This is a genomic window from Nocardia sp. NPDC051052, from assembly GCF_044456045.1.
Taxonomy (GTDB): domain Bacteria; phylum Actinomycetota; class Actinomycetes; order Mycobacteriales; family Mycobacteriaceae; genus Nocardia.
Genome location: NZ_JBITFL010000007.1, coordinates 131195 through 153929 on the forward strand (window position 1 = coordinate 131195; position 22735 = coordinate 153929).

A 22735-nucleotide genomic window follows, 5' to 3' on the forward strand; every position below is an offset into this window, starting at 1 on the left:
GCGGCGGCGCGCCGCCCGGAATACCGTCCGGGCGAAGCGAATCCGCGCTACCCTCCCAGGACACCGGGCGACGGGGAGGTACGACCCTGGACACGCTGTGGACTTTCGTAGTACACCGGCGACATCAGCTGCTCATCGACTCCTACCTGCATGTGTCGGCGGTGTTGCAATCGGTGCTGATCGCGACCGTCGTCGCGGTGCTGATCGGGATAGCGGTGCACCGCAGCCCGCTCGGCTCGTCGATCTCGACGGCCGTCGCCAGCGCGATCCTCACGGTGCCGTCGTTCGCACTGCTCGGCCTGCTGATTCCGATCCTCGGCCTCGGCGTCGCCCCGACGGTCACCGCGCTGGTGCTCTACGCGCTGCTGCCGATCCTGCGTAACACGATCATCGGGCTGTCCTCGGTGGATCCCGCGGTGACCGACGCGGCGCGCGGCGTCGGCATGAATCGCTTGCGGGTACTGACCGCCATCGAGCTCCCGCTCGCCTGGCCCGCCATCCTGGCCGGCATCCGGGTCAGCACGCAGCTGATCATGGGCATTCTGGCCATCGCCGCATACGCCAAGGGGCCGGGGCTCGGCAACCTCATCTTCTCCGGACTCGCCCGGCTCGGCAGCCCGAACGCGGTGCCGCAGGCCCTGGTCGGCACGGTGCTGATCGTCGTACTCGCGCTCGTACTGGACGGGATCTACGTCCTCGTCGGACGCCTCACCACCTCGAGGGGAATCCGTGACTGACACCGAAACCCGTTCCGGCGGCATCGAATCGGCGGTGTCCGGCGAGGAGATCGTGCTCGACGCGGTCACCAAACGCTATCCCGGCCAGCGCGATCCGGCCGTCGGCGAGGTGTCGATGACCATCCCGGCCGGCGAAATCGTGGTACTCGTCGGGCCTTCCGGCTGCGGCAAGACCACCACCATGCGGATGATCAACCGGCTGATCGAGCCGACCTCGGGCACCATCACCATCGGCGGGCGCGATGCCGCGTCGATGAATCCCGACCAGCTGCGCCGCGGCATTGGCTACTCGATCCAGCAGGCCGGACTGTTCCCGCACATGACGGTCGCCAAGAACGTCGCGACGGTGCCCGGCCTGATCGGCTGGAACCGTAAGCGAGTCGCCGCCCGCACCGACGAGATGCTCGACCTGGTCGGCCTCGACCCCGACACCTATCGCGACCGCTACCCGCGCCAGCTGTCCGGCGGCCAGCAGCAACGCGTCGGCGTCGCCCGCGCGCTCGCGGCCGACCCGCCGGTGCTGCTGATGGACGAGCCGTTCGGCGCGGTCGACCCGATCACCCGCGGCCTGTTGCAGGACGAATTGCTGCGGCTGCAAGGCGAATTGGGCAAGACCATCGTCTTCGTCACGCACGATTTCACCGAGGCAGTCAAGCTCGGCGACCGAATCGCGGTGCTGGGCAACCAATCCCGCATCCTGCAGTACGACACCCCCGCGGCGATCCTCGCCGATCCCGCGGACGAGACCGTCGCGGGCTTCGTCGGCGCGGACGCCTCGCTCAAGCAGCTCACGCTCACCCGGGTGAGCGATGTCGACATGGGGCAATGCCCGACCGCCGTAGAAGACGAGCCGGTCGACGTGCTGCGGACCGCGCTGGCCGGGCAGGACTGGCCGTGGGCACTGGTGCTCGACAAGCAGCGGCGGCCGCTGCGCTGGGTGTCGGCCGAGCATCTGGCGCACGCGAACTCGTTGCGCGGCACCGGAACACCGATCGGCGAGCCGCTGTCGCCGCGGTCGACGTTGCAGGACGCGCTGGAGGCGCTGCTCGCCGACCAGACGGCGAACGCGGTCGTCACCGGCAAGCGCGGCGAATACGTCGGGCTGATCACCATCGACACGCTGGTCGCGCATCTGTCGGCGATGCGCGCCGAACACGGATCCGGCCATCCCGCGGCGGGTGACACGCCGTGACGGCGGCCATCGGCACCCCGCCCGCGACCGCCTCGCCCGCCGCCCAGCGCCGGGCCGAGCGCATCCGGCTGTTCGTCCAGCCGGTGGTCGTGCTGCTGCTCACCGCGGGTGTGCTGGTCTGGGCGTTCGCGCGAGACCTGACCACCACCCAGCAGGCCAGCCTGAACACGCACAACATCGTGAGCGTCACCTGGCAGCACATCCTGATCTCGGCGACCGTCGTGTTGATCGTCATCGTCATCGCGGTGCCGCTCGGCACAGTGCTCACCCGGCCCGGATATCGCCGTCTGGCACCGATTTTCGTCGGCATCGCCAATATCGGCGCGGCCGCACCGGCCATCGGCCTGATCGTGCTGTTCTACCTCGCCACCCGCACCACCGGCTTCTGGATCGGCGTCGCGCCGATCGCGTTCTATTCGCTACTTCCGGTGCTGCGCAACACGATCCTGGGCTATCAGCAGGTCGACCAGACGCTCACCGATGCCGGCCGCGGGCAGGGTATGTCGGCGGCAACGGTGCTGCGGCGCATCGAGTTTCCCCTTGCCGTGCCCTACATCCTGGCCGGCCTGCGCACCTCGCTGGTGTTGGCGGTGGGCACCGCGACACTGTCTTTCCTGGTGAGCGCGGGCGGTCTCGGCATCCTGATCGACACCGGCTACAAGTTGCGCGACAACGTCACCCTCGTCGTCGGCGCCGTGCTCGCGGTCGCGCTCGCCCTGCTGGTCGACTGGCTCGGCGCGCTCGCCGAGCAGTTCCTCGGACCGAGGGGGCTGAAATGAACCGGCGGTGGCGTGGTGTCGCGCTGGCGGCCGGGATGTTGCTGGTGGCGGCCTGCGGCTTGGAATCCGGTGGCGCGGTGCCCCTTCGGGTGGGCCCGGGCAGCATCGGCCCGGTCCCCGAACTCGACGGCGTCCGAATCATCGTGGGGTCCAAGGACTTCACTGAGCAGAACATCCTCGGCTACATCATCGAGTTCGCCATGTCGGCCGCCGGCGCGGACGTGCGGGATCTGACGAACATCCAGGGCTCCAACAGCCTTCGCGACGCCCAGCTGCACGGTCAGATCGATGTCGCCTACGACTACACCGGCACCGGCTGGGTCAACTACCTCGGCAAAGAGACCCCGATCCCGGACGAGGTCGAGCAGTTCAACGCCCTCCGCGACGCCGACCTCGCCGCGCACGGCATGGTGTGGGCCGACATGGCGCCGATGAACAACACCTACGCGCTGGTGATGAGCCCGGCCACGGCGCAGGAGACCGGCGTGCGGACGCTGTCGGACTATGCGGCGCTGATCGAGAAGGACCCGGCCGCCGCGGCAACCTGTGTCGGCACCGAATTCAATGTGCGCCAGGACGGATACCCCGGCATGGCCCGCAAATACAACATCGATGTCGGCAAGGTCCACAAACAGATCGTCCAGGATGCGGTGGTCTATCAGGCCACCGCCGACGCCAAGCAGTGCAAGTTCGGCTCCGTCGCCACCACCGACGGCCGCATCCCGGCCCTGAAACTCGTACTGCTGCAAGATGATCAGCGCTTCTTCCCGAAATACAACGCGGCGGTCGTAATGCGCAAGTCCTTCGCCGACGCGCATCCGCAGGTCGCCACCATCCTGGCGCCGATCTCGCAGCGCCTCACCAACGAGGCAGTCACCGAGCTGAATCGGCTGGTCGACCTCGAGGGGCAAGAGCCCGCCGACGTCGCCCGCGACTGGATGGTCGCCCAGGGATTCGTCACCGCCCGCTGACCTTTTCGATTGCGGTCCAGCGGGTTACGGCCGAACACTTCAGACGCGCGGGACGCGACCAAGGTAGTGCAGGAGCTCGGCGACCGCGCTGCCATCGGACTTCTCGTCGACAACCGCGGCGTAGGCTCCCCACTGCCGCAGCGGCTCAACGATTTCCGCTTCCTGGCCGCTACCGGGTGCCGGATGCCCGGTACGCGCGGCGGTGAGCAGATACCCGGCCAGTTCTTCGGTCAACGGCGACGCCTGGCCGGTGCCGATCGCGATATCCCACGCGTGCACCGCGGCGTCCAGTGCGCACATCACGGCGGCTACCGGAGTCGGCAGCGCACCGTGCGGCAGCGGTGTCGGAACGGCCTCGGTGCCGTCGGCGACCGTCGCCCAGGCCGCCGCGGTCTGCTCGATCGCGGCATCGACCAGCGCCGTCAGCGAGCCGTCGACACTTCCGGACGGGTCGAACGGGTCGTACGCGGGCCCGGCGCCGATGCCGAGGGCCGCGGCGTAGGCGAGCTGATCGCCCGCGGCGTGCTGAACCACCTGCGTCACCGTCCATGCCGAGCACGGCGTCGGCAGCTGCCACTGGTAATCGCGAACGCCGGCGACAACGTTTGCCAGGGCGCGGTAGGACTCGGCGAGAACGTCGCGCCACACGGGGCTCAGGGTGGCGATGGAGGTGGTGGTGGCGTTCATGTCAGGACCTTTCGAGTTGGTGTTCCTTGCTTCTGACATCAGCCTATGAGTCGATTAGGCTAGTTCCGTTCCTAATTTTCCAGAGGTGAAATGTGACGCCGACCATAGTCCGCGTACTGCGTTTGCTAGCACTCCTCCAAGATCGCGCGCACACCGGCAGGGAACTGGCCGAGCGGCTAGCGATCACCGACCGCACCCTGCGCAACGACATCCAACGCCTGCGCGAACTCGGCTACCCAGTGCAGGCGCGACGCGGCGCGATCGGCGGCTACCGCCTCGGCCGCGGCACCACCATGCCGCCGCTGCTGCTGGACGACGACGAGGCAGTGGCCGTCGCGGTCGCCGTCGGACTGGCCGAGGACGGCGCCACCGGGATCGCGGATATCACCGACAATGTCACCCGAGCGCTGGCCAAGCTCGACCAGATTCTGCCGAAACGCTTGCAACGCAAGGTGACCGCGTTACGCGAGGCCACCGCCATCGGCCCCGCCACCACCGGGTCGCGCGAACCCGACGCCCCGGTTCCCGCCGCGATCCTGACCACGCTCGCCGGCGCCATCCGCGACGGCGCCACCGTGCTGATCGATCAGGCAGACCTGGCACGCGAAGAAGTCGAACCCTATCGACTCATCAATTGGCAGCGCCGCTGGTATCTGGTCGCCTACCACCTCGAAACCCATTCCTGGAGTGCGATTCCCGTAGCCAGAGTCCAGCAGGCGAGCCCCGGCGCTCGCCGCTTCGCCGCCCGCTCACTCCCCGACGACGACCTCGTCGCCTTCGTCATGCGACACATCGCCAGCACCGGCTGGAAAGTGCACGCCCGCGTCACCGTCCTCGCCCCCGCCGAAACCGTCATAGCCCGAATCAATCCCGCGGTCGGCGTCGTCGAGGCCGTCGACGCCGACACCTGCGTCCTGCTGACCGGCGCCGACGCCCTGGAAACCCTCGCCATCTACCTGAGCATGCTGATGATGGACTTCCGGGTGGATGGCCCCCCGGAACTCGTCGCCCACCTCCGCACCCTCGCCCGCCGCTACACCGAAGCCGTCGCCCCGGATCTGGATGAATGATCACGGGGTGTCGGAATACCACGCTTCGGCGAGTTGACGCCTGCCCCACGGCCGCCGACTCTCCTACGCTCACAGGCAGTTTCCTGTCCAGTGTGCGTGCATCGACTCTCGAGGTCGGAGGTGAGAGAGGTCGAGCATGACCAGCGAGACAACGGCGGCGCTAGCGCTGCCACAGACACCGCTAACCACTGGGGCAACTGAGCTAGAAAAAAGGCCGACCCGAGCGAACTCGGGTCGGCCTTCTCGCACTACTCAGATCAGGCGTGACCGACGGTCGCCGCCGCGTCGGGCGCCTTGCGCATCGGGATCAGCGAGGTCAGCACGATCGCGACAATGGCGGCCGCCGTGGCGATCAGGAACGTGGTGTGGAATCCGTCGCGGGACGGGAACACGTGCACGCCGAGCTGCATGGTCATGTGCGCGAGCACCACGCTCATCACCGCCGACGAGGTCGACGTACCCACCGAACGCATCAGCGAGTTGAGCCCGTTGGCCGCGGCCGTCTCGGTGATCGGCACCGCGCCCATGATGAGCGCGGGCATCGCGGCGTAGGCAAGGCCGACACCCGCGGCGACGATCATCGACGCAACCATGATTTCCCAGACGCTGTTCATCAGCACCACGGCACACAGGTAGCCCGCCGCGATCACCGCGGAGCCGAGCGCGAGGGTGATCTTCGGGCCGCGCGCGGCGGACAGCTTCGCCGAGACCGGCGAGAGCAGGATCATCACGAATCCGGTTGGCGCCAGCGCTAATCCGGCGTTGACCATGGTCAGGCCGAAGCCGTAGCCGGTCTGCTCCGGTGCCATCAGCAGCTGCGGGAAGGTGAGCGACATGCCGTAGAGCGCGAAGCCGACCGCGACAGACGCGATATTGGTGAACAGCACCCGCGGCCGCGCCGAAACCCGCAGGTCGACCAGCGGCGAACGCTGGCGCAGCTCGTAGGCGCCCCAGCAGAGGAACACCACCAGCGACACCGCGAACAGGATCAGGGTGGTCGGGCTCGCCCACCCCCAATCGGCGCCCTTGGTGATCGGAATGAGCAGCGCCAGCAAGGCGATCGAAAGACCAACCGCGCCACCGAAATCGAACCGTGCGGGGGTGCGCACCGGCGACTCCGGCACGAACACGAAAACCAGTGCGGCACAGATGAGGCCGAGGCCGGCCGCGGTCCAGAACAGCATGTGCCAGTCCGCGTTCTGCGCGATCGCCGCGGCGAGCGGCAGGCCGAGGGCGCCGCCGACGCCGAGCGTCGCGCTCATGATCGCCATCGCCGAACCCACCTTCTCGGCGGGCAGCTCGTCGCGCATGATGCTGATGCCCAACGGAATCGCGCCGACCGCGGCACCCTGCAGCGAGCGTCCGACGATCTCGGGAATCAGCGAGGTGAAGGTCGCGCAGACCACCGAACCGGCGACCAGCGAGAGCAGGTTGACGAACAGCACCCGGCGCTTGCCGAACATGTCGCCGAGCCGGCCGCTGATCGGGGTGAACACCGCGCCGGCGAGCAGGGTGGCGGTCACCACCCAGGAGGCGTTGGACGCCGAGGTGCTCAGCAGGTCGGGCAACGTCGGGATGATCGGGATGACCAGCGTCTGCATCAGCGAGACGACGACACCGACCATGCCGAGGGTCGCGATGAGGACGGCCGGCGATGGACGCCTTCGGTCGTCGGAATCAGAGACGGTCGAAGACGCGTCGGCAGCAACAGTCACAAATGTGCACGCTACACATCTTGTGTATCGTGCACAATTGGATATAACGTGACGCACCCGACATAGTGAGGCCCATGTCCGAATTCGGTCCCGCCGACAACGCAGCGCTCACCCGCCTGGTTTACGAGCTGACCCTGCTCGCCAGGCACTTTCCCGCGTCCCTGCTGCGCCGTCCAGGTTTCCAGCTCGACCGCTCGGCTTTTCTCATCCTGACCAGGCTGGAGTTCGACACCGCGCTCAGCCTGCGTGAGCTGTCCGAGACGTTCCAGCTCGACATCTCCACGATCAACCGCCAGGTCGGCGCGATGCTCAAGCAGGGCCTCGTCGACCGGGTCCCCGACCCCGACGGCGGCATCGCCCGCAAGATCCAGGCCACCGGCAAGGGACTGGACGCGCTGGCGGCCGATCGCCTGCAGAGCCGGGACGGTATCGGTGCGGTGGTCGCCGACTGGGACGATGCCGATGTCGACCAGTTGAGCAGGCTGATCGCGCGGTTCAACCAGTCCGTCGAGCACATCGAAGACAATCCGTGGCCGCGCCCGCCAGGGGTGCGGCAATCGGTCTAGCGGATCCCCTTGACTGATGTCAGCTCGGAGACCGTCCGGCCACCCGCCTTGATCGTCGCCAGCACCGGGGCGGTCTCCAGCGTCCGGATCTCCCCGAGCTCGCCGAGGCGGCCGGTGAGGTACCCGTGCAGGGCGGCAGGATCCGGGCACATCGCCTGGGCGACGAGGTTCGCCGAGCCGGTGGTCGCGACGACGAAGGCGAGCTCGTCGTGCCCGGCCAGCCCGGTGGCGGCCGCGTCGAGGTGGGCCGGGGCGACCGACATCCACAGCAGCGCCTGCGTGGTCGCGCCGAAGTGCGCGTCGTCGAATTCGACATCGAAGAAGAGCGCGCCGGTCGCCCGCAGGTCGGCGAGGCGCCGGGTGACCGTCGCCGGTGACCAGCCGGTCGCCGTGGCGAGCTCGGCGAGTCCGGAGCGGCCGTCACGGCTCAGTGCGCCGAGCAAGGCGGTCTCGGCGGCGGACAGTGCCTGATTTCGCGGCGGTCGGTCGACGCTGATCCGAAGCTGTTGCTGCTGAGCGGCATTCAGGGCGTTGACATGTCCGCGCCACACTCCGGGTCCGCCGTGATAGGTATGCAGCACCAGATGCGCGGACACCCCCGTGATGCCAGCTGTACGCGGAATGTCTTGCAGCAGTATCGATCGGGTCTGCGCGCCCAGCGGGACATCGACGATGAGCAAGATTTCGGTGCCGCCCGACATCAACTTGACCCACGAGGTGTCGGAGCGGCGGGCCAGCGAGTTGGCGAGGTTTCGCGCGGCGGCCATCGTGGTGGTGAGCCGAACCAGCCACTGCGCCTTTCCAATTCCGCCCACGTCGGGTAACCCGACAACGCGCAGACCGGCCTCCGCGCGGAGCCGGCGGTACCGGCGGGCGATGGTCTGGGTGGACACACCGAGCACTGCACCGATCTGATTGAACGGTGCCCTGCCGTCGATGTGCAGTGCGTGGATCAGGCCGCGATCCACTTCGTCCAGTGTGGTCATTCCTTTCATATCACCACGACAAATGGAAACTTTCCACTATCTGCAGGCAGCAGATGGATCGATTGACGATTCCGGTCGCACTCTGGTCCAGGCAGCGAGCGCTCGACCGGAACGCCCGCGCCATCGGAAGAGAAAGCGACACCATGATTCTCGTAACGGGTGCCACCGGAACCGTCGGCCGCGCGCTGATCGACCAGTTGCGTGCCGCGGGCGAACACGTTCGTGCAACCAGCCGACACCCGGCGGACGCGCGCCTGCCCGCCGGCATCGAGGTGGTCCGAGCCGACCTTGGCGATTCCACCCACATGGCCGCCGCCATGGCAGGCGTGGATCGGGTGTTCCTGTTGTCCACCGGCCCCGCGATTCCCGAGCACGACGCCGTCGTCGCCCAGGCGGCCGCAGCGGCGGGCGTCGCACGCCTGGTGAAGCTGTCGTCGGGCCGCACCGGCGACGACACCGCCACCGATCCCATCCCCACCTGGCATCGCGCGGGCGAGCGGTCCGTGCGCGGCGCCGGCGTGCCGTGGACCATCGTGCGCCCGCTCGGATTCATGTCCAACGCACTGCACTGGGCAGGCACGATCCGCGCGCACGGTGCCGTGCACGCGCCATACGGCCAGGGGCGAATAGCCGTCATCGATCCGCGCGATATCGCGGCGGTCGCGGCCGTGGCACTCACCGCCGACGGGCACGACGGTCAGGTTTACACGCTGAGCGGACCGCAGGCGCTGTCCCCCCGCGAGCAGACCGCCGTCCTCGCCGAGGTACTCGGCCGACCGCTCGAATTCGTCGAAGTCGCACCGGAACAGGCACGACGGGCCCTTCTCGAGCACGGCGTTCCCGCCGACCTGGCGGACGCGATCATGGCGCTGCGGGCCACCGCGCTGGCGGCTTTCACGTCCGTTGTGCACGACACCGTCGAGCGGCTCACCGGCGAACCATCACGCACCTTCCGGCAGTGGGCAGTCGATCATGCCGCCGAGTTCTGTTCCGCCGCAGCCTGACTCGGCCCGGGCGGCGGCACGGCGGCAACCCCCGTACGATCAGAGTGTGAGGCTGGGTGTGGGGTTGCTGGCCGTGTCGGTCCTCGCGACCGGGTGCGACGCCGGCGAGAGCGAGTGGTCCGACTGGACCGTCACGGCGTATTACACCGCCGTCGAGTCCTACCACGACGGACCGCGCGAGACGGTGCACGGCTGCACCGCTATCGACTGCGCCGACTCCGACGCCCAACTCGGCGACCTGCCCAGCGATTTCGTCGACGCGGTACGCGACGAGGGCACCGGCCGCATCACCAGCGGCAGCAACGCAGGCGCCTACCTGAACTGGTCCTACGACTCCGGCTTCTGGCTCGACTCACACCCCCGCGACGCCGCGGGCGAAATCCTGCAACCCTTCCACAGCGCCGCGGCCGACGGCCTGGAACCGGGCACCCGCCTGCGCCTCACCGACTGCGGCATCTTCGATCCCGAAGCCACCGCTACCTGCACGAAATACCAAGCCGCGGAATGGTCTATCGGCGACGAATTCATCCCGGGCGCAAGCGGTCCCCACCACCTCGACCTCTACATCGGCGAGGAAACCGCCGCGGACTCCCCGGAAGCCGCCGACTTTCCCCTCTTCGCCGACGCCACGATAGAACCGGTAGAAGACGCGCCGAACGAGATGTGAGGGCTACTCGCGTGTCCCATTCGGTGCGCGGAAGAAGCGGGTGGACAACGTGATCGGGGACTTTGCCGGCTGAGGCGCGGTTCGCGCGCTAGGCTCTGCGGCTGGGTCGGACCCGACGTCATGGGAGGCGCTTCGATTCACACGAAACAACACGCATGGTGGGACAACTATCTCGTCGCCCTGCTCGGTCTCGTACTCGCGGCCGGATTCGCGTTCGCCGCGATCGTCGCGGCCTCGGGCGGCGCCTATCCGCTGGCGATTGCGCTGGCGGTGCTGGCATTACCCTTCGCCGTTCCCACCATCGTTCAAGTACTCGGCGAGTTGCTCATCTACGTGATGATTCCCGTCGCGTTGGTCGGCTTCGTACTGTTTCTCCCGGTTCTCGCCGTCAGCCCGGCGGCCAGGAAGTGGGCGCGGTGGCGGTGGCGGAACCGCTGAGCCGGGACCGCGCGCCGACGAAGATCACATAGATCGCTCGTTAGCCGTCCGTAGAGTTATCGGCATCGAGCTGTTTGCCGCGTAACCGAAAGACGGAGGCCATGGTGAGCGGTAGCAAAGCCCGGACCTGGGACGCACGTGGGATTGCCTGGTGGCTGCCCGGGCTGGCAGTGATCGTGTCGGGTGTATTGCTGTACTCACCCTTCGGCGTCTCGCTGATCGAGGGACGCGTGGTCGTCGCGGTCGCGATGCTGGTGCTCGGCGCGTCCGCCGCCGCCCGGTGGTGGTTGGCGCGGAGCGGGAGTTCGGCGGCTGCCGAGCCGGGTCAGGCGTCGGACGACGCCAGCCACGTATCCGCGCGAGTTGTGCGTGCTCGGCGATTGCTGGGCATCGAGGCGGTGCTGGCTGCCGGGTTCGGTGCGCTCGGAATCGCGGTGCTGACCATGCCGGTGTCGCTCTCGCTGGTGTGGGTCGGGGCGTGCTGGATCGGGGTCGGGAGCTGCGGGCTGTCGGCCGGAACACAGCGGGATGACGTCGTCGTCGCGTCCGCCGCACTCGCGGGCTGGCAGGTGCTCGCCGGCCTGATTCTCGCCACGCTGCCGTTTCGCACCGGCCTGGATTTCACCGCGTGGACCATCATCACGCTCTTGATCACCGGGGTGGCGATGGTGGTCCGCGGCGTCCGGCTGACCGCGCCCCTGCCGCGCGCGAGCACCCTGCGCTGGTGGCGTCCGGCCGCGGTGACCGTGCAGCTGATCGTGCTCGCCGTGACGCTCGGCTGGTACGGGACAATCGTCACCCAGGCCGCCAGGCAGGACGCGGAGCAAACCCGGCTGGCCGCCTTCTACGAAGTGCCACAAGGTATTTCACCCCAGCCGCCGGGCACCGTGATCCGTTCGTCGCCAATGTCACTGCCCGGCGTGCACGGCCACGGCCAGCGGATCCTGTACTGGTCCCAGGACCGGAACGGCACCCCGGCCGTGTCGTCCGGCATGGTCTGGACGCCGCTCACCGAGGGCACCGACCGCCCCATCCTGAACTTCGCCCACGGCACCGTCAGCCTCGGTGCCGAATGCGCGCCGAGCAGGCAATCCGGTATCGCCGCATCCATGCCCTGGCTCAACGACGCGCTCGACCGCGGCTGGGTGGTCACCGCCAGTGACTACGCGGGCGCCGCGGGCACCGGCGACGGCGAGCACTACCTCGTCGCCACCGACCAGGGCCGCGACACCGTGAATGCCGCCCGCGCCGCCCGCAACCTCCCCGGCACCGGCGCGGGCACCGACATGCTGATCTACGGCATCTCGCAGGGCGGCCTCATCTCCCTGGCCGCCGCGGCCCAAACACCCACCTACGCACCCGAACTGCACCTCGTCGCCGACGCCGCCACCGCCCCCGCGTCCGACATCGCGGGCATCCTCCGGGAACGCCCACCCCAACTCCTCAACGGCTGGGCCGTCACCCCTTTCCTCACCACCCAGTACGCAAAGACCTACCCCCAACTCGACCCCAACGCCCTGCTCACCCCGCAAGCTGCGGCACGCAACCAGGAAATGGCCGGAGCCGGTTGCGCCGCAATGCCTTTCGCCGCACTCTTCGCCCGGATCACCACCGTCCCCGGCATGGGCGACTACTTCAAAGGCGACCCACTCGCCGACCCAGCATGGCGCCAAGCCTTCGAGGAAAACCGCGCCCCCGATCTACCCCCTGGCGTCCCCGTCTACCTGGCCCAAGGCCTGGAGGACAAACTCGTCCCCCCGAAATTCACCGCCGCCCTCGTCGACCGCTACTGCGCCGCAGGCACCCCGGTGACTACCCAATGGAACCCCAACGTCGGCCACGACACCCAAAACGACGAAGCCGTCGCCCCCCGCGTCATCCAATGGTTCGCCGACCACCTAACCAACACCCCCACCCCCAACAACTGCGGCCAACCCCTCCCCACCCCCCTGACCAGCCACTAACCACTAGCCACCGAACTGTGGCAAGCGCTGGTGCTACTCGACGTGCTGGTTGAAGACATCGGCCTCGACGGGTGGGACTACCGGCCGGAACCCGCACCGGCAGGTCTGATTCGCACCGTCGCCGCCGCCGGGTTGCTCGACGAGACGATCGCCAGGGTGATGTCGAAGGACGAGATCAATGCGGCGATGTCGCAGGGCTGGGGTCCGGACGGCCCCGATCCCAGGGCCGCACTGCGTGCCGCCTTGGCGCGCGCTCGCGCCGGAGTGGACCCGGGCGACCTGAACCGGATCGTCGCCGGCCGGGGCGAACCACGGTGTGACGCAGTGCTTCCCCGAGCCGGTGCCGCCTGCATCCGCCGCAAGGATCACCCAGAGCCGCACCGCGCCACTCGCTGAGCGGCAGCCAATTAGCTTGGTATCAGGCCGCGTACGGCCGTTCGGCGCGGGCCGAGCGGAGGGCGGACCCCCACCAGACGAGTTGGTTGAGCAGTTGGTCGGCGGCGGCTGCGGGAGCCGACGGGTCCGTCAATTTGCCTGTCGGGTCGAAGAGTTGACCGGCGCCGTGGAAGCTGACGGTGTCGCGGACGGTGACGGCGTGCAGTTCGGCGAAGACGTGGCGGAGGTGTTCCACCGCGCGCAAGCCGCCGGAAACGCCTCCGTAAGAGACGAATCCGATCGGCTTGGCCTGCCACTGGGTGAAGTGCCAGTCGATCGCACTCTTGAGCGGCGCCGGATAGCTGTGGTTGTACTCGGGCGTCACAACGACGAAGCCGTCGGCCGCGGTCAGGCGCGCACCCACGGACCGCAGTGCTCGCGCGCCGTCGGGTTCCGGCTCGCTCGACAGATGCGCGGGCAGTTGGTCTTCCGCCAGATCGATGAGGTCGACCGCGATGTCGTCACGCCGTTCGGCGTGCTCGACAAACCAGTTCGCGACCGTCGGGCCGAACCGGCCCGCCCGCGTACTTCCCAGGATCACGGCGACCTTGACCGGATTCTTCGTCATAACAATTCCTTTCGACGCTTGCAGGTGATGCGAGTAAGCGTCGAACATCAACAAAGGTTGATGTCAAATTGCGGTGAGCTGGCAACCAAACCTTGGTCAAATGACCCATTCAGGCCCCCGCAGCGAACCGCGCCTTCCCGTGAAGCCGCCCGAGTACCCTGCGGCATGCAGCCACAGAAGGAAGGTTCGCCATGCACGACGACGATTCGCGGATAGCCCTGCGGCGCCATTGGGCGGCGTCTGACGCCAACGACTTCACGACCGAACACGAAATCTACCGAGCCGACGCGGTTCTCGAGTACCCGCAATCCGGCGAGCGCATCCGCGGGCGGCATAATATTCAGGCCTCGCGCGAAGCTCCGCCGAGCGCGAAACGCTTCACCGTTCGACGCATACTCGGCGGCGGCGATCTGTGGATCAGCGAACTCGTCCTCACCTACGACGGCGAACCGTCTCACGTCGTGAGCATCATGGAATTCGAGGGTGCGGAAGTAGTCCGCGAGACACAGTATTTCGGCGATTCCTTCGCCCCTGGCCCCTCTCGCACGCAGTGGGTCGAGCTAATGGACTAAGTCCGCCGTGCTGGTCCATCGGCAAGGTCGGCGGAATGGGCCAGTGCGTCGATCAGCCAGTTATAGGCCGGCCCAACGGTGACGCGGGGTCCGAAGAGCTGCGCCGTCAGAGCCCAGTAGCGATGGATCCGGTGGTCCGTGTCGGTGGCACCGGTCAGCAATCGCTCGCGGAAACGCGGAGAATCATATTCCCCTCGCGCAGTGGCATGGGCATTGACGAATCGATCGACTTCGCTACCATCGCGCGGCCGCACGCCTTCGGTGATCAGCGTCACCACATCCACCATCACGTCGCCCACGTCGGCGTACAACTCTCGGGGGTCGCGGATCAGATCCGGCTGCATCCGCCAGAGATGCTGTCGCACAACACTGTTCATTTCTGGGTCGACAGCCAAAGCGGCCAACCCGGCGTACGCGACTACCTCGTCGACGGACGGATCAGCGGGCGGCTCCGGGACATTCCAGCACACCCAGCCTGCCACGTCGCACCGAGGTATCGGCGCGAGGATGCGCCACCAGAACCGGACGAGGCAATCATGCACCGCACCACCGTCTTGCGCGGCAGACAGCAACGCGAGTCGCTCGGCCCGTTGCGTCGGCGCGGCCGTCTCGACTGCCCGCACCGACGCCCGCCGCCATGCCAGCGACCTGAATTCGATGTCGAGGCGCGCACTTTCGGCGGCGACGGCCTCGGCGATCGACTGCTCGCCGCGCAGCACCTCGGTGATCGAGCCGAGCCCGAGGCCGAGCGCGCGCAACCGCCGGACCAGCAGCAATCGTTCGGTGGCGCTATCGGCGTCGAACATCCGATGCCCGCCTGGGCTGCGGCGTGGTTCCAGAATGCCTTCGTCGCAGTAGAACCGGATCGTTCGCACCGCAAGCCCGGTGCTCCGCGCCAATTCCCCGATGCTCACCAGCGCCCGCGCCGGTATGTCGTCTGTCACAACCTATTGAACCTCCACCCCGGTGGAGCTCTTAGCGTACTGGCACTGCCGATCGACCGCCGTCCTGGACGGCGCGCCGAGTACCGCAGATATGTGATCGCATCGAAGAGAGGGTGAGCCGTGGCTACTACGCAGGAAGAAATCGTCGCAGGGATCGCGGAGATCGTCGAGGAGGTGACCGGCATCGAGGCCGCCGAGGTGATGCTGGAGAAATCCTTCGTCGACGATCTGGACATCGACTCGCTGTCGCTGGTGGAGATCGCCGTGCAACTCGAGGACAAATACGAGGTCAAAATCCCCGACGAAGACATGGCGGCCCTGAGAACTGTCGGCGACGCGGTGGCGTACGTCCAGAAAATGGAGGCCGAGCAGCCCCGACTCGCCGCAGAGATGGAGGCGAAATTCAAGGAAGGCCAAGGGAATTGAACCCGGGTCCGCAGTCCCCGCCGCTAGGCGGTGCGTAGGTGATTGCTGATGCGCGGTTGAATCCCGCTGCGATCGAACTCGGCAACTTCTTCCCGCAGCCACCGGACACCGTATGGCGCGCGTTGACGGAGCCGGAGCTGCTGGAGCGGTGGCTGCTTCGCCCGACCGGATTCGCCGCCTCGGTCGGAACCCACTTCCAATTCACCATTCCGGCCGCCTCGATCAACCAGATCGCCTGCGAAGTACTGGCGGCCCAGCGGTGCGCACAGTTGACCTACAGCTGGGTATATCCGCAGGGTGAGCACCCTGCCCGGTGGGTTGTCGACTGGCAGCTGCACCCCCAGGGCCGTGGTACCCGACTTCTGTTGACGCAGACGGGTTTCGACATCGAAGACCGTCGGCAGAAGATGCTCCGCAACGCCATGGAGCGACACTGGAAGCGTTCAGTCCTGCCGCGACTCGGCGAGGTGATCCACCACTGACCTTGGTCGAATGCGGAGGTGGTCGGGTCGCCAGTGCGCCACGAGGTCGACCCGACCGCCTAGGACTGCGCCGTGGCGTTCACGCTCGAAGCTTCCTCGAACACCCTGCTCGATAGCTGCATCACGGTCATCGCCGATCCCATCGCCCCGACCAGGACGGCACCGGCGGCCGAGAACATGGTGAGGCTGGCGGCGTAGCCGAGGGCGATTCCGCACCAGGCCGCGGCGACGAGGATGAACGCGCCACGGGCGGTGGCGATGTTCGACAGGTTGGTCAGCCCGACCCACAGTGGTGTTCCGGTGAAAACTGTGAAGCCGGTGAGTACCCCGACCAGCGGCGCCGCGGCCGCGACCGCGGCCAACGTCCCGGTGCTGAGACCGGCGAGTAATGCCGCGCTGAGGCATGCCGGGGTCAGCAGCTTGACGCCGTACGGTTTGTGCACCCACTTCGCGGTGCCGATCAATAACGCGGTGACGATGTTGAGCGCGAAGAGGCCGGCGATCGGGCCGTTGAATTGGTGGCCGAGCCACAGGGCGAATGCCATCGGAGCGACGGTCACCAACAGCAGCATCAAAGGCAAGGCGCGGCCCAGTATCGATATCGGCACCGCCGAGGTCCGCCGACGTGGCTGATCATGCTCCGCACACATCGGGCACGTCCCGAGGTGTGCGTAGATGTGCTGCGCCGCCGCCATGCCGTCTCGGCCCATCCATTGCAGGCCCGCCGGTCCCTCCAAACGCTGGTATCGCATGGTGGAATCACGCCATCGTGCCGGGTCCTCCCAGGGGTAGAAGCCCGGCTCCGGGGTCTGCGCCGGGGCACGGCCCTCGCGACCCGCGCTGTCGTCGTCGAGTGGCCCGTGCAGTATCCGGTCCGCCGGGTCCGTCGGTGGCACGGCGCCGGTGACCTCGTCCCACAGCTCGAGCATGTGCAACACCCCCTCTCGCGATAGGCGGCAGGCCAGCAGGAACGCTCCGACCTGGTCTCGACTCTTGGGCACCGTCGTGTTCTTGGGGTCGATGAATCGGTACGCCGTGGAACGCGGCAACCCGGACGAGACGGCGATCTGGCCTGCCGTGAGACCGGAGAGCTGGTGAATCCTGCGCAGCATCGCCATGAACGCGGCCGCCGAATCACCTGTCGAGCCCTCTGATGGATGAGTAGGAAACACCAGATCGTTCATCGTGCGCCGCCACTACCCTGCGCACCGAGGGCCGAGCCGAGCAGACGGCACACCGTGCGCACCGCGATCCCCGCCGCGCTGCTCGGCAGTGCCAGCGAAACAAGCGGAATCGCGATCATCATCAGGTATTTCACCGCGCGTTCCGGTTCGACGCCCCGCGCGACGAGCATGAAGTGATAACCGAGGCCGGCCACCACGATGACCGCGGTCAGAAATGCCGAAGGCCAAGAGACAGCCGGTGCGGGAGAGGGAGGGATGGGGAGGGAGGGACCTGCCACAGGTCGATGCTCAGCACAATGCTGAACCTGGCGTTGCCGCCGAAGAGCCCGGATGTTCACAACAGCGCTTCCTCTTATCGAGGTAGTCCAAGGCCCGGCACTGTTCGACTCTCATTGCGCGCGCAAACCCCCACCGACGGGACAGAGCGAACCTGCACCTCGGGCTACCAATTCGGTTGAGACAGCCGAGACTTCGACGAGCAAGTCGCGACAATCCCCGTCTCCCGAGTTCGCGCTCAGGATCGAGGGACCGGCCCCGGTTTCGGGGCCAGCAGCAGACCATCTTGCACCGCTCCAGGGCAGATTACGAACGAACGACCAACGCAGAGTGGAAGATTCCACAATTAGCCGTCCAACTGGACGGTCGATCACCGACCGGCAGGGTCCAGCCCTTGTCCAACGGGTGAAAACCGCTGTCTCATCGCAGTCCTGTGATAGTCCAACGCTCCCACCGGCCAACGATCAGGTCAGTGCCGCGGTACCCCTCCTACCAGCGTTTATCGGCAGTCCCGCCTGTCTGAACTGTGTAGCGTCCACGCGCCAACGTCTGGAGGACGTGCACAACGTGCGGCAGGCTTATCGTTATAGTGATTAGCCGACGCTACCGGCCGGTAATTTCGAGGCGCGGTTAAAGCCCCCGGATGATCGTGTGAGACAGCCGAGCAACCGGGATCGGCGTCGTCTGTTCGCGCGGACACGCCAGCGACGAAGGCTTCAGGCATTTCCACTGCCTGAAGCCTTCGCCGCCGACAGTCGGTCACCCCCGATCCCACCCCTGCGAACACAATTCGCGCCAGCCCGCCAGACGCGCCACCGCCGCGCGTGCAAGCCGCCGCCCTCAGACGGGCAGCCATAATAAGACTCGATTCGCGGCCGCAGTCAACGTGCGGCAGGGTTGGGCGCACCATGACCGACGACTCCTCGCAGACCAGCCGGTGGCGACACGGCACACGGCTCGCGTTGTGCATCGTATTCCTGCTCGGCATGTTCTATCTCGTTGCCGTCGTACGAGTGATCGACGTCGAAGGCGTGCGCGACATGATCGCGTCGACGGGCCCGGCCGCGCCATTGGCCTACGCGATGGTGTCGGCCCTACTCGGTGCCATCCTCGTCCCCGGCCCGATCCTCGCCGCCGGGAGCGGTCTCCTATTCGGCCCGCTGGTCGGCACATTCGTGACGTTGGGCGCGACGGTAGGCACCGCGACATCCTCCAGTTTCCTCGGACGCCGGGCAGGCCGCGAAAGTGCGCGCGGACTCCTCGGCGCCGAACGCGCCGAACGCCTAGACGCACAGATCGAACGACGCGACCTCTGGGCCGTAGTCGGCCAACGCTTCGTCCCCGGCGCCCCAGACGCCCTGGCGTCCTACCTGTTCGGCGCACTCGGCGTCCCGCTATGGCAAATGGCCACCGGCGCCTTCATCGGCTCCACTCCAAGAGCATTCGTCTACACCGCCCTAGGCGCCTCAATAGGCGACCTCTCAGCCCCCCTCGCCTACACCGCAATCACCGTCTGGTGCATAATCACCACCATCATCGGCGCCTACGCCGCCCATCGCACCTACCGCACTTGGCGCCACCGCGGTGAAGAAGTCGAACCAGCACCGAAACCTTAGACGTTGAAACGGCATTCGACCACGTCGCAATCTGCCATGACGTGATCCCTACCTTCCATCCGGACCTTGCCTGCGACTTTGGCGCGGTGTCGTCTTGGCGGATCGTCCACGTGCGGGACTCTTTCGAGATTTCGGTGAGATGGATCTGTAGGTCGAGGAGGTATGGCTAAAGGGACACGAGCCAGCTCAGCTCGACCACGGAGGCACTGGTCCGACGAGATGGTGATACATGCCAACGGATCTGCATCGACTTTTATCGCCCGCGTATCACGCCAAGCCGAGGAGCGCCGCCTGACACCAGCAGGATTCACGAAGGACTGCTCGGAGACGCCTGGCTGCTTCAGCACGGAGATCTGTCCGCCTGGCACAATCGCCTCGGGGAGGCCTCGCCACACCTCGCTCAGATGTGAGAACCTTCACTAGCTCGTACACTCCAGCCATAGGGAGCCTCGTGACCACCGCCGTACTCGCGCCTAGCCTTCAGGACAGCGTCGATCGATACGCACGGTCACTGATTGTTCCGTCCCGCTTACTGGCGTTACACCCCCGCAAACCCGGTGGAGTGGGTAACGCTGCCGCGCTCGCTCCCGCTATCACGCTTGGTGCCGTAGCGGCGTTCGAGGGCTTCGTAGAGGATTTTTTTGCCACCGCGCTACACCTTCAAGGCCAGAGTTTCGCGCAAATTGTCAAGAATGTAAAACTAAACAACCCAGATATCGAAGAAATCGAACGACTCGCGACTAAAGAGTTCCCGGGCACGAAATCGGCAATTGGAGTCGGCTTCAGCATCGACGTCTGGTATCCCCCCGAGGCCGGAAAACGCTTGTGGAATCCAATAGAGCTGGACTGGAAAAGGGCTCGACACGACGCACAAGGTTGGATGCAAGTACGCCATTGCCTGGCACACGGACTAGCCAGCGGTTGGCAGAGTGAGATTTGGCCCGGCCCGATACGGGGAACCTCTGTACCTGCCTCGGCAGTTCTGAAGCCAACGAAAACCGGCAAACACTCGTTAGTCCTACACGGAGCAATCACCTGCGCTAGAATCTACCGAGCCGCCGCAGAGCACCTTGCTAATCTCGTCGCGGCGCAAGTAGGCAACACACTCTCGTGGTCCAAGCTCCCGGACTTTCCCATGCATAAAACAACCTATGAGGAATACCTGGCCAGCAGTGCACCTTGCGGCGATGATATCGCTGCGGCGCCGGATCCTTCTCAGCCTTTAGCAGATATTTCGTGAGACTCCTGGCTCGCACAGACTACTTTGATCCCGCAACAGGACGTTTAAACTAGCACCCCTCAAGTTGCATGGCGCGCAGCCGTCTGATCAACTGGTCAATTTGCTCGGCCGCGCTGCGGGGGTCATCATGCTCCCAAACTCGAACGACGGTCCAGCCCGCTGACCTCAGTCTGTCATTCGTCTCGGTGTCCCGGACACGGTTAGCTTCGATTTTGTCGTGCCAGAAGTCCGCGTTCTTCACTGCCGGGCGGTGATGCTCTTGACATCCGTGCCAGAAACAGCCGTCCATGAAGACAGCGACTCGATCACGCGGAAAAACTACATCAGCCTTTCGGCGAATTTCCGCAAGTGGCTTGGTGTCAACTCGGTAACGCAACCCGCGCCGGTAGAGCATTCTACGCAGTACCAACTCTGGTTCAGTGTCCTTGTGCCGGTTGGCGCGCATGACGGCACGTACCTCAAGCGACGAAGCCTTCGACTCAGGCGGAAGCGACTCCTCGACGATAAAGCCTTTCTCCCGGGCTCGTTGCCACGCCTCAGCGAGATTGCCCCTGCGTGAGTCGTTCCCGACTTCGCAAACGTACTTCTCCTCAGTCTTGCCGTCACGAGACCAACGCAAATACGCACGGATTCGACGAGTGCGCCGATACAGCCTCAGGGTGATGGAAGCTCGTGCAAGTCGACCTCCGCCGAGGTCAACATTGCGTTTGTTGCGACCACCTGCTGCGCGGTCTTGCTCGACCGCTGGAGCGACGGAGCCCGCACGGCGCTTGTAGGCCCGCTCCGGGGGAAGTCGCTCCCCCCAATACCCACCATCCCCTGCCTGCGGCATGGTTTCAGTGTCCAGCAGCCAGAAGGGCGTCCGCAACCGCCTCGGCGAAGAACTCACCGAGAACAACCGGGACTGCGTTGCCCAACTGCCGCATCTGCTCGCCCCGAGGGCCTGAGCCAAGCCACTCGTCTGGGAAGGTCATCACACGGGCAGTCTCTCGAACGGTCATATATCGGTGCCGGTAGTTCATGCCGTCAGCGGGATCCAACTCGTCTGTCAGCATTACCGACTCCCCACCCGGCACACCATGAACGCCAGCCTTGACAGTCTTGGCCGGTCGGTCAAGCTCGTTCGGTGTGTGACCTTTATAGATCCGGGCACCCGGCCATCCGACATGATCAACGACATCGATTGCCTTACCAAAATCGAACTTCTCGTGAAGTCGATTGAGATCGACTGGCGGTAGCTTTGGCAGGTCTTTTCCGTTACCAGCGATTGCGTCACGCAACGTGCGCCAAGGCTGGCAGTCGTCTTCCTTGATGATTCTTGGCAAACGCGCCTGGACCCGAGACCTCACATGGTCAGGGGCATCATGACGATTCCAGTACGAGCCGTCGTCGTCACGCATAGAACGAAACAAGGCCGCTTCAGAGAAGCGCGGAGTTTTGACGTACTTTTCGAATGCCTCCATATCGACGCCCAGATCTGCACGGAAGGCAACGATAACTACGCGATTGCGCACCTGGGGGACTCCATAGTCGGCCGCATTAACAGGAACCATCACGACCTTATAATGATCCCAATCACTATCATCCTCGGAGAGCTTTCCGAGGATTCCAGTCAGATGCGCGTTGTGGTCCTGCCACCTCGTGTCGTCGTCCCTCTTCTCGAATGGGAGCTGGAGTTCATTCAAGATGTACTGGAAGTACTCGGCGAAGGAGGGGCGAAGTAGGCCTCGGACGTTTTCGCAGATTACAGCCTTCGGCCGGATATCACGAACCGCCTTGAACATGGCGGGAAACATATTGCGCTTGTCCTCATCACCTTTAGCCACACCTCCGGCGCTGAAGGGCTGACAAGGTGGACCTCCAGCGAGGACATCAACCTTGCCTTGCAGTCGAGTCAAATCGAGGTCTCGCACATCTCCCGGATAGAGAGGAGCGGGTTCCCCTCGCCTCGGAGGCTTAGGGCAGACGTCCTCGATGGACACAAGACCATCAACACCGAGCGTCTTCGTAGCACTTGCGACCAAGGTCTCGCATGCCCGCTTGTTGAACTCGTTGAACAAGAGCGGCCGGAAACCCGCCTGGTGGACGGCCATAGCAAGGCCGCCCCCGCCAGCGAACAGCTCAACACTCGTTCGCGACTTCTTCGCTTCTTGTGGCTGGTCAACCATACGGAGACCATACCGCGGAGCCAGCAACCCTCGCGACATTCCGCATGG

Annotated in this window: 25 protein-coding genes and 1 pseudogene; 16 read left to right on the forward strand and 10 right to left on the reverse strand. The window is 66.0% G+C overall.

Annotated features, from left to right (window positions below; genetic code table 11):
• Window positions 1–86: 86 nt before the first annotated feature.
• Genes ACIBCN_RS24965 through ACIBCN_RS24980 form a run of 4 tightly spaced genes read left to right on the forward strand, consistent with a single transcriptional unit; the run spans window position 87 to window position 3679 of the window.
• Window positions 87–737: an ABC transporter permease gene (locus ACIBCN_RS24965; RefSeq protein WP_396994379.1), complete on the forward strand. Its 651-nt coding sequence runs from the start codon at window positions 87–89 to the stop codon at window positions 735–737.
• Window positions 730–1929, forward strand: a complete 1200-nt coding sequence (locus tag ACIBCN_RS24970; protein WP_396994064.1) for an ABC transporter ATP-binding protein — start codon at window positions 730–732, stop codon at window positions 1927–1929. Before ACIBCN_RS24965 ends, ACIBCN_RS24970 begins: the two co-directional genes overlap by 8 nt.
• On the forward strand, window positions 1926–2708 hold the full coding sequence (locus ACIBCN_RS24975) for an ABC transporter permease (protein WP_396994065.1): 783 nt from the start codon (window positions 1926–1928) through the stop codon (window positions 2706–2708). Before ACIBCN_RS24970 ends, ACIBCN_RS24975 begins: the two co-directional genes overlap by 4 nt.
• Window positions 2705–3679, forward strand: coding sequence for a glycine betaine ABC transporter substrate-binding protein (locus tag ACIBCN_RS24980; protein ID WP_396994066.1), 975 nt, complete (start codon window positions 2705–2707; stop codon window positions 3677–3679). The genes ACIBCN_RS24975 and ACIBCN_RS24980 overlap by 4 nt, the downstream gene beginning before the upstream one ends.
• A gap of 39 nt (window positions 3680–3718) precedes the next feature.
• Here the strand turns inward: ACIBCN_RS24980 and ACIBCN_RS24985 are convergent, their stop codons facing one another.
• Window positions 3719–4366 (reverse strand): TIGR03086 family metal-binding protein, encoded by a 648-nt coding sequence (locus tag ACIBCN_RS24985; RefSeq protein ID WP_396994067.1) that lies wholly within the window; start codon window positions 4364–4366, stop codon window positions 3719–3721.
• Window positions 4367–4458: 92 nt separating this feature from the next.
• Between ACIBCN_RS24985 and ACIBCN_RS24990 the strand changes: the two genes are divergently transcribed.
• A complete protein-coding gene (locus ACIBCN_RS24990) occupies window positions 4459–5436 on the forward strand; it encodes a helix-turn-helix transcriptional regulator (protein WP_396994068.1) in 978 nt (325 codons plus the stop codon).
• Between the two features lie 257 nt (window positions 5437–5693).
• Here ACIBCN_RS24990 and ACIBCN_RS24995 read toward each other — a convergent pair whose 3' ends face one another.
• Window positions 5694–7151 (reverse strand): MFS transporter, encoded by a 1458-nt coding sequence (locus ACIBCN_RS24995; RefSeq protein ID WP_396994069.1) that lies wholly within the window; start codon window positions 7149–7151, stop codon window positions 5694–5696.
• 74 nt (window positions 7152–7225) lie between these two features.
• Between ACIBCN_RS24995 and ACIBCN_RS25000 the strand changes: the two genes are divergently transcribed.
• The gene (locus ACIBCN_RS25000) at window positions 7226–7717 is read left to right on the forward strand and encodes a MarR family winged helix-turn-helix transcriptional regulator (RefSeq protein WP_396994070.1); all 492 of its coding nucleotides are present in this window, start codon (window positions 7226–7228) and stop codon (window positions 7715–7717) included.
• Here the strand turns inward: ACIBCN_RS25000 and ACIBCN_RS25005 are convergent.
• Window positions 7714–8703, reverse strand: coding sequence for an Lrp/AsnC family transcriptional regulator (locus tag ACIBCN_RS25005; RefSeq protein ID WP_396994071.1), 990 nt, complete (start codon window positions 8701–8703; stop codon window positions 7714–7716). The two genes, ACIBCN_RS25000 and ACIBCN_RS25005, sit on opposite strands and share 4 nt — an antisense overlap.
• Window positions 8704–8846: 143 nt before the next feature.
• Here ACIBCN_RS25005 and ACIBCN_RS25010 point away from each other — a divergent pair, with 143 nt between their 5' ends.
• The 5 genes from ACIBCN_RS25010 (at window position 8847) to ACIBCN_RS25030 (ending at window position 13172) form a co-directional block, all read left to right on the forward strand.
• The gene (locus tag ACIBCN_RS25010) at window positions 8847–9707 is read left to right on the forward strand and encodes an NAD(P)H-binding protein (protein WP_396994072.1); all 861 of its coding nucleotides are present in this window, start codon (window positions 8847–8849) and stop codon (window positions 9705–9707) included.
• A gap of 46 nt (window positions 9708–9753) precedes the next feature.
• Complete coding sequence (locus ACIBCN_RS25015; RefSeq protein ID WP_396994073.1) at window positions 9754–10374, forward strand: hypothetical protein; 621 nt, start codon at window positions 9754–9756, stop codon at window positions 10372–10374.
• Between the two features lie 120 nt (window positions 10375–10494).
• Entirely contained in the window at window positions 10495–10812 is a 318-nt protein-coding gene (locus ACIBCN_RS25020; protein WP_396994074.1) for a hypothetical protein, read from the forward strand.
• A gap of 101 nt (window positions 10813–10913) precedes the next feature.
• On the forward strand, window positions 10914–12776 hold the full coding sequence (locus tag ACIBCN_RS25025; RefSeq protein WP_396994075.1) for a lipase family protein: 1863 nt from the start codon (window positions 10914–10916) through the stop codon (window positions 12774–12776).
• A 42-nt stretch (window positions 12777–12818) separates the two neighbouring features.
• Entirely contained in the window at window positions 12819–13172 is a 354-nt protein-coding gene (locus ACIBCN_RS25030; protein WP_396994076.1) for a hypothetical protein, read from the forward strand.
• Between the two features lie 22 nt (window positions 13173–13194).
• On the opposite strand, the gene ACIBCN_RS25035 is transcribed toward ACIBCN_RS25030, so the two are convergent.
• Complete coding sequence (locus ACIBCN_RS25035; RefSeq protein ID WP_396994077.1) at window positions 13195–13779, reverse strand: NADPH-dependent FMN reductase; 585 nt, start codon at window positions 13777–13779, stop codon at window positions 13195–13197.
• Window positions 13780–13970: 191 nt separating this feature from the next.
• Here ACIBCN_RS25035 and ACIBCN_RS25040 point away from each other — a divergent pair, with 191 nt between their 5' ends.
• Window positions 13971–14351, forward strand: a complete 381-nt coding sequence (locus ACIBCN_RS25040; RefSeq protein WP_396994078.1) for a nuclear transport factor 2 family protein — start codon at window positions 13971–13973, stop codon at window positions 14349–14351.
• Here ACIBCN_RS25040 and ACIBCN_RS25045 read toward each other — a convergent pair.
• Window positions 14348–15295: a MerR family transcriptional regulator gene (locus tag ACIBCN_RS25045; RefSeq protein ID WP_396994079.1), complete on the reverse strand. Its 948-nt coding sequence runs from the start codon at window positions 15293–15295 to the stop codon at window positions 14348–14350. The two genes, ACIBCN_RS25040 and ACIBCN_RS25045, sit on opposite strands and share 4 nt — an antisense overlap.
• A gap of 120 nt (window positions 15296–15415) precedes the next feature.
• On the opposite strand from ACIBCN_RS25045, the gene acpM reads away from it, so the two are divergent.
• Complete coding sequence (acpM, locus tag ACIBCN_RS25050) at window positions 15416–15721, forward strand: meromycolate extension acyl carrier protein AcpM (protein WP_396994080.1); 306 nt, start codon at window positions 15416–15418, stop codon at window positions 15719–15721.
• Between the two features lie 38 nt (window positions 15722–15759).
• Window positions 15760–16203, forward strand: a complete 444-nt coding sequence (locus ACIBCN_RS25055; protein WP_396994081.1) for an SRPBCC domain-containing protein — start codon at window positions 15760–15762, stop codon at window positions 16201–16203.
• A gap of 59 nt (window positions 16204–16262) precedes the next feature.
• On the opposite strand, the gene ACIBCN_RS25060 is transcribed toward ACIBCN_RS25055, so the two are convergent.
• Both ACIBCN_RS25060 and ACIBCN_RS25065 read right to left on the reverse strand, forming a co-directional pair.
• Window positions 16263–17387 carry a hypothetical protein gene (locus tag ACIBCN_RS25060; RefSeq protein WP_396994082.1) on the reverse strand — a complete coding sequence of 375 codons (1125 nt, stop codon included), beginning with the start codon at window positions 17385–17387 and terminating at the stop codon, window positions 16263–16265.
• Window positions 17384–17665, reverse strand: a complete 282-nt coding sequence (locus tag ACIBCN_RS25065; protein WP_396994083.1) for a hypothetical protein — start codon at window positions 17663–17665, stop codon at window positions 17384–17386. Before ACIBCN_RS25065 ends, ACIBCN_RS25060 begins: the two co-directional genes overlap by 4 nt.
• Window positions 17666–18571: 906 nt before the next feature.
• Here ACIBCN_RS25065 and ACIBCN_RS25070 point away from each other — a divergent pair.
• Entirely contained in the window at window positions 18572–19279 is a 708-nt protein-coding gene (locus ACIBCN_RS25070; RefSeq protein WP_396994084.1) for a TVP38/TMEM64 family protein, read from the forward strand.
• Here ACIBCN_RS25070 and ACIBCN_RS25075 read toward each other — a convergent pair.
• A pseudogene (locus ACIBCN_RS25075) lies at window positions 19276–19442 on the reverse strand (redox-regulated ATPase YchF); the annotation flags it as partial. The gene ACIBCN_RS25070 and the pseudogene ACIBCN_RS25075 sit on opposite strands and share 4 nt — an antisense overlap.
• Window positions 19443–19730: 288 nt before the next feature.
• On the opposite strand from ACIBCN_RS25075, the gene ACIBCN_RS25080 reads away from it, so the two are divergent.
• A complete protein-coding gene (locus ACIBCN_RS25080; protein WP_396994085.1) occupies window positions 19731–20519 on the forward strand; it encodes a hypothetical protein in 789 nt (262 codons plus the stop codon).
• A 49-nt stretch (window positions 20520–20568) separates the two neighbouring features.
• Here the strand turns inward: ACIBCN_RS25080 and ACIBCN_RS25085 are convergent, their stop codons facing one another.
• Window positions 20569–21351 (reverse strand): very short patch repair endonuclease, encoded by a 783-nt coding sequence (locus tag ACIBCN_RS25085; protein ID WP_396994086.1) that lies wholly within the window; start codon window positions 21349–21351, stop codon window positions 20569–20571.
• Between the two features lie 4 nt (window positions 21352–21355).
• A complete protein-coding gene (locus ACIBCN_RS25090; protein ID WP_396994087.1) occupies window positions 21356–22687 on the reverse strand; it encodes a DNA cytosine methyltransferase in 1332 nt (443 codons plus the stop codon).
• Between the last annotated feature and the right edge of the window lie 48 nt (window positions 22688–22735).

Bases quoted from the DNA above. Each gene is read 5' to 3' on its own strand.
- ACIBCN_RS24980 (WP_396994066.1), top strand. From the start codon at position 2,705: ATGAACCGGCGGTGGCGTGGTGTCGCGCTGGCGGCCGGGATGTTGCTG.
- ACIBCN_RS24985 (WP_396994067.1), bottom strand. From the start codon at position 4,366: ATGAACGCCACCACCACCTCCATCGCCACCCTGAGCCCCGTGTGGCGC.
- ACIBCN_RS25000 (WP_396994070.1), top strand. From the start codon at position 7,226: ATGTCCGAATTCGGTCCCGCCGACAACGCAGCGCTCACCCGCCTGGTT.
- ACIBCN_RS25005 (WP_396994071.1), bottom strand. From the start codon at position 8,703: ATGACCACACTGGACGAAGTGGATCGCGGCCTGATCCACGCACTGCAC.
- ACIBCN_RS25010 (WP_396994072.1), top strand. From the start codon at position 8,847: ATGATTCTCGTAACGGGTGCCACCGGAACCGTCGGCCGCGCGCTGATC.
- ACIBCN_RS25020 (WP_396994074.1), top strand. From the start codon at position 10,495: ATGGGAGGCGCTTCGATTCACACGAAACAACACGCATGGTGGGACAAC.
- ACIBCN_RS25025 (WP_396994075.1), top strand. From the start codon at position 10,914: ATGGTGAGCGGTAGCAAAGCCCGGACCTGGGACGCACGTGGGATTGCC.
- ACIBCN_RS25035 (WP_396994077.1), bottom strand. From the start codon at position 13,779: ATGACGAAGAATCCGGTCAAGGTCGCCGTGATCCTGGGAAGTACGCGG.
- ACIBCN_RS25040 (WP_396994078.1), top strand. From the start codon at position 13,971: ATGCACGACGACGATTCGCGGATAGCCCTGCGGCGCCATTGGGCGGCG.
- ACIBCN_RS25060 (WP_396994082.1), bottom strand. From the start codon at position 17,387: ATGAACGATCTGGTGTTTCCTACTCATCCATCAGAGGGCTCGACAGGT.
- ACIBCN_RS25070 (WP_396994084.1), top strand. From the start codon at position 18,572: ATGACCGACGACTCCTCGCAGACCAGCCGGTGGCGACACGGCACACGG.
- ACIBCN_RS25085 (WP_396994086.1), bottom strand. From the start codon at position 21,351: ATGCCGCAGGCAGGGGATGGTGGGTATTGGGGGGAGCGACTTCCCCCG.
- ACIBCN_RS25090 (WP_396994087.1), bottom strand. From the start codon at position 22,687: ATGGTTGACCAGCCACAAGAAGCGAAGAAGTCGCGAACGAGTGTTGAG.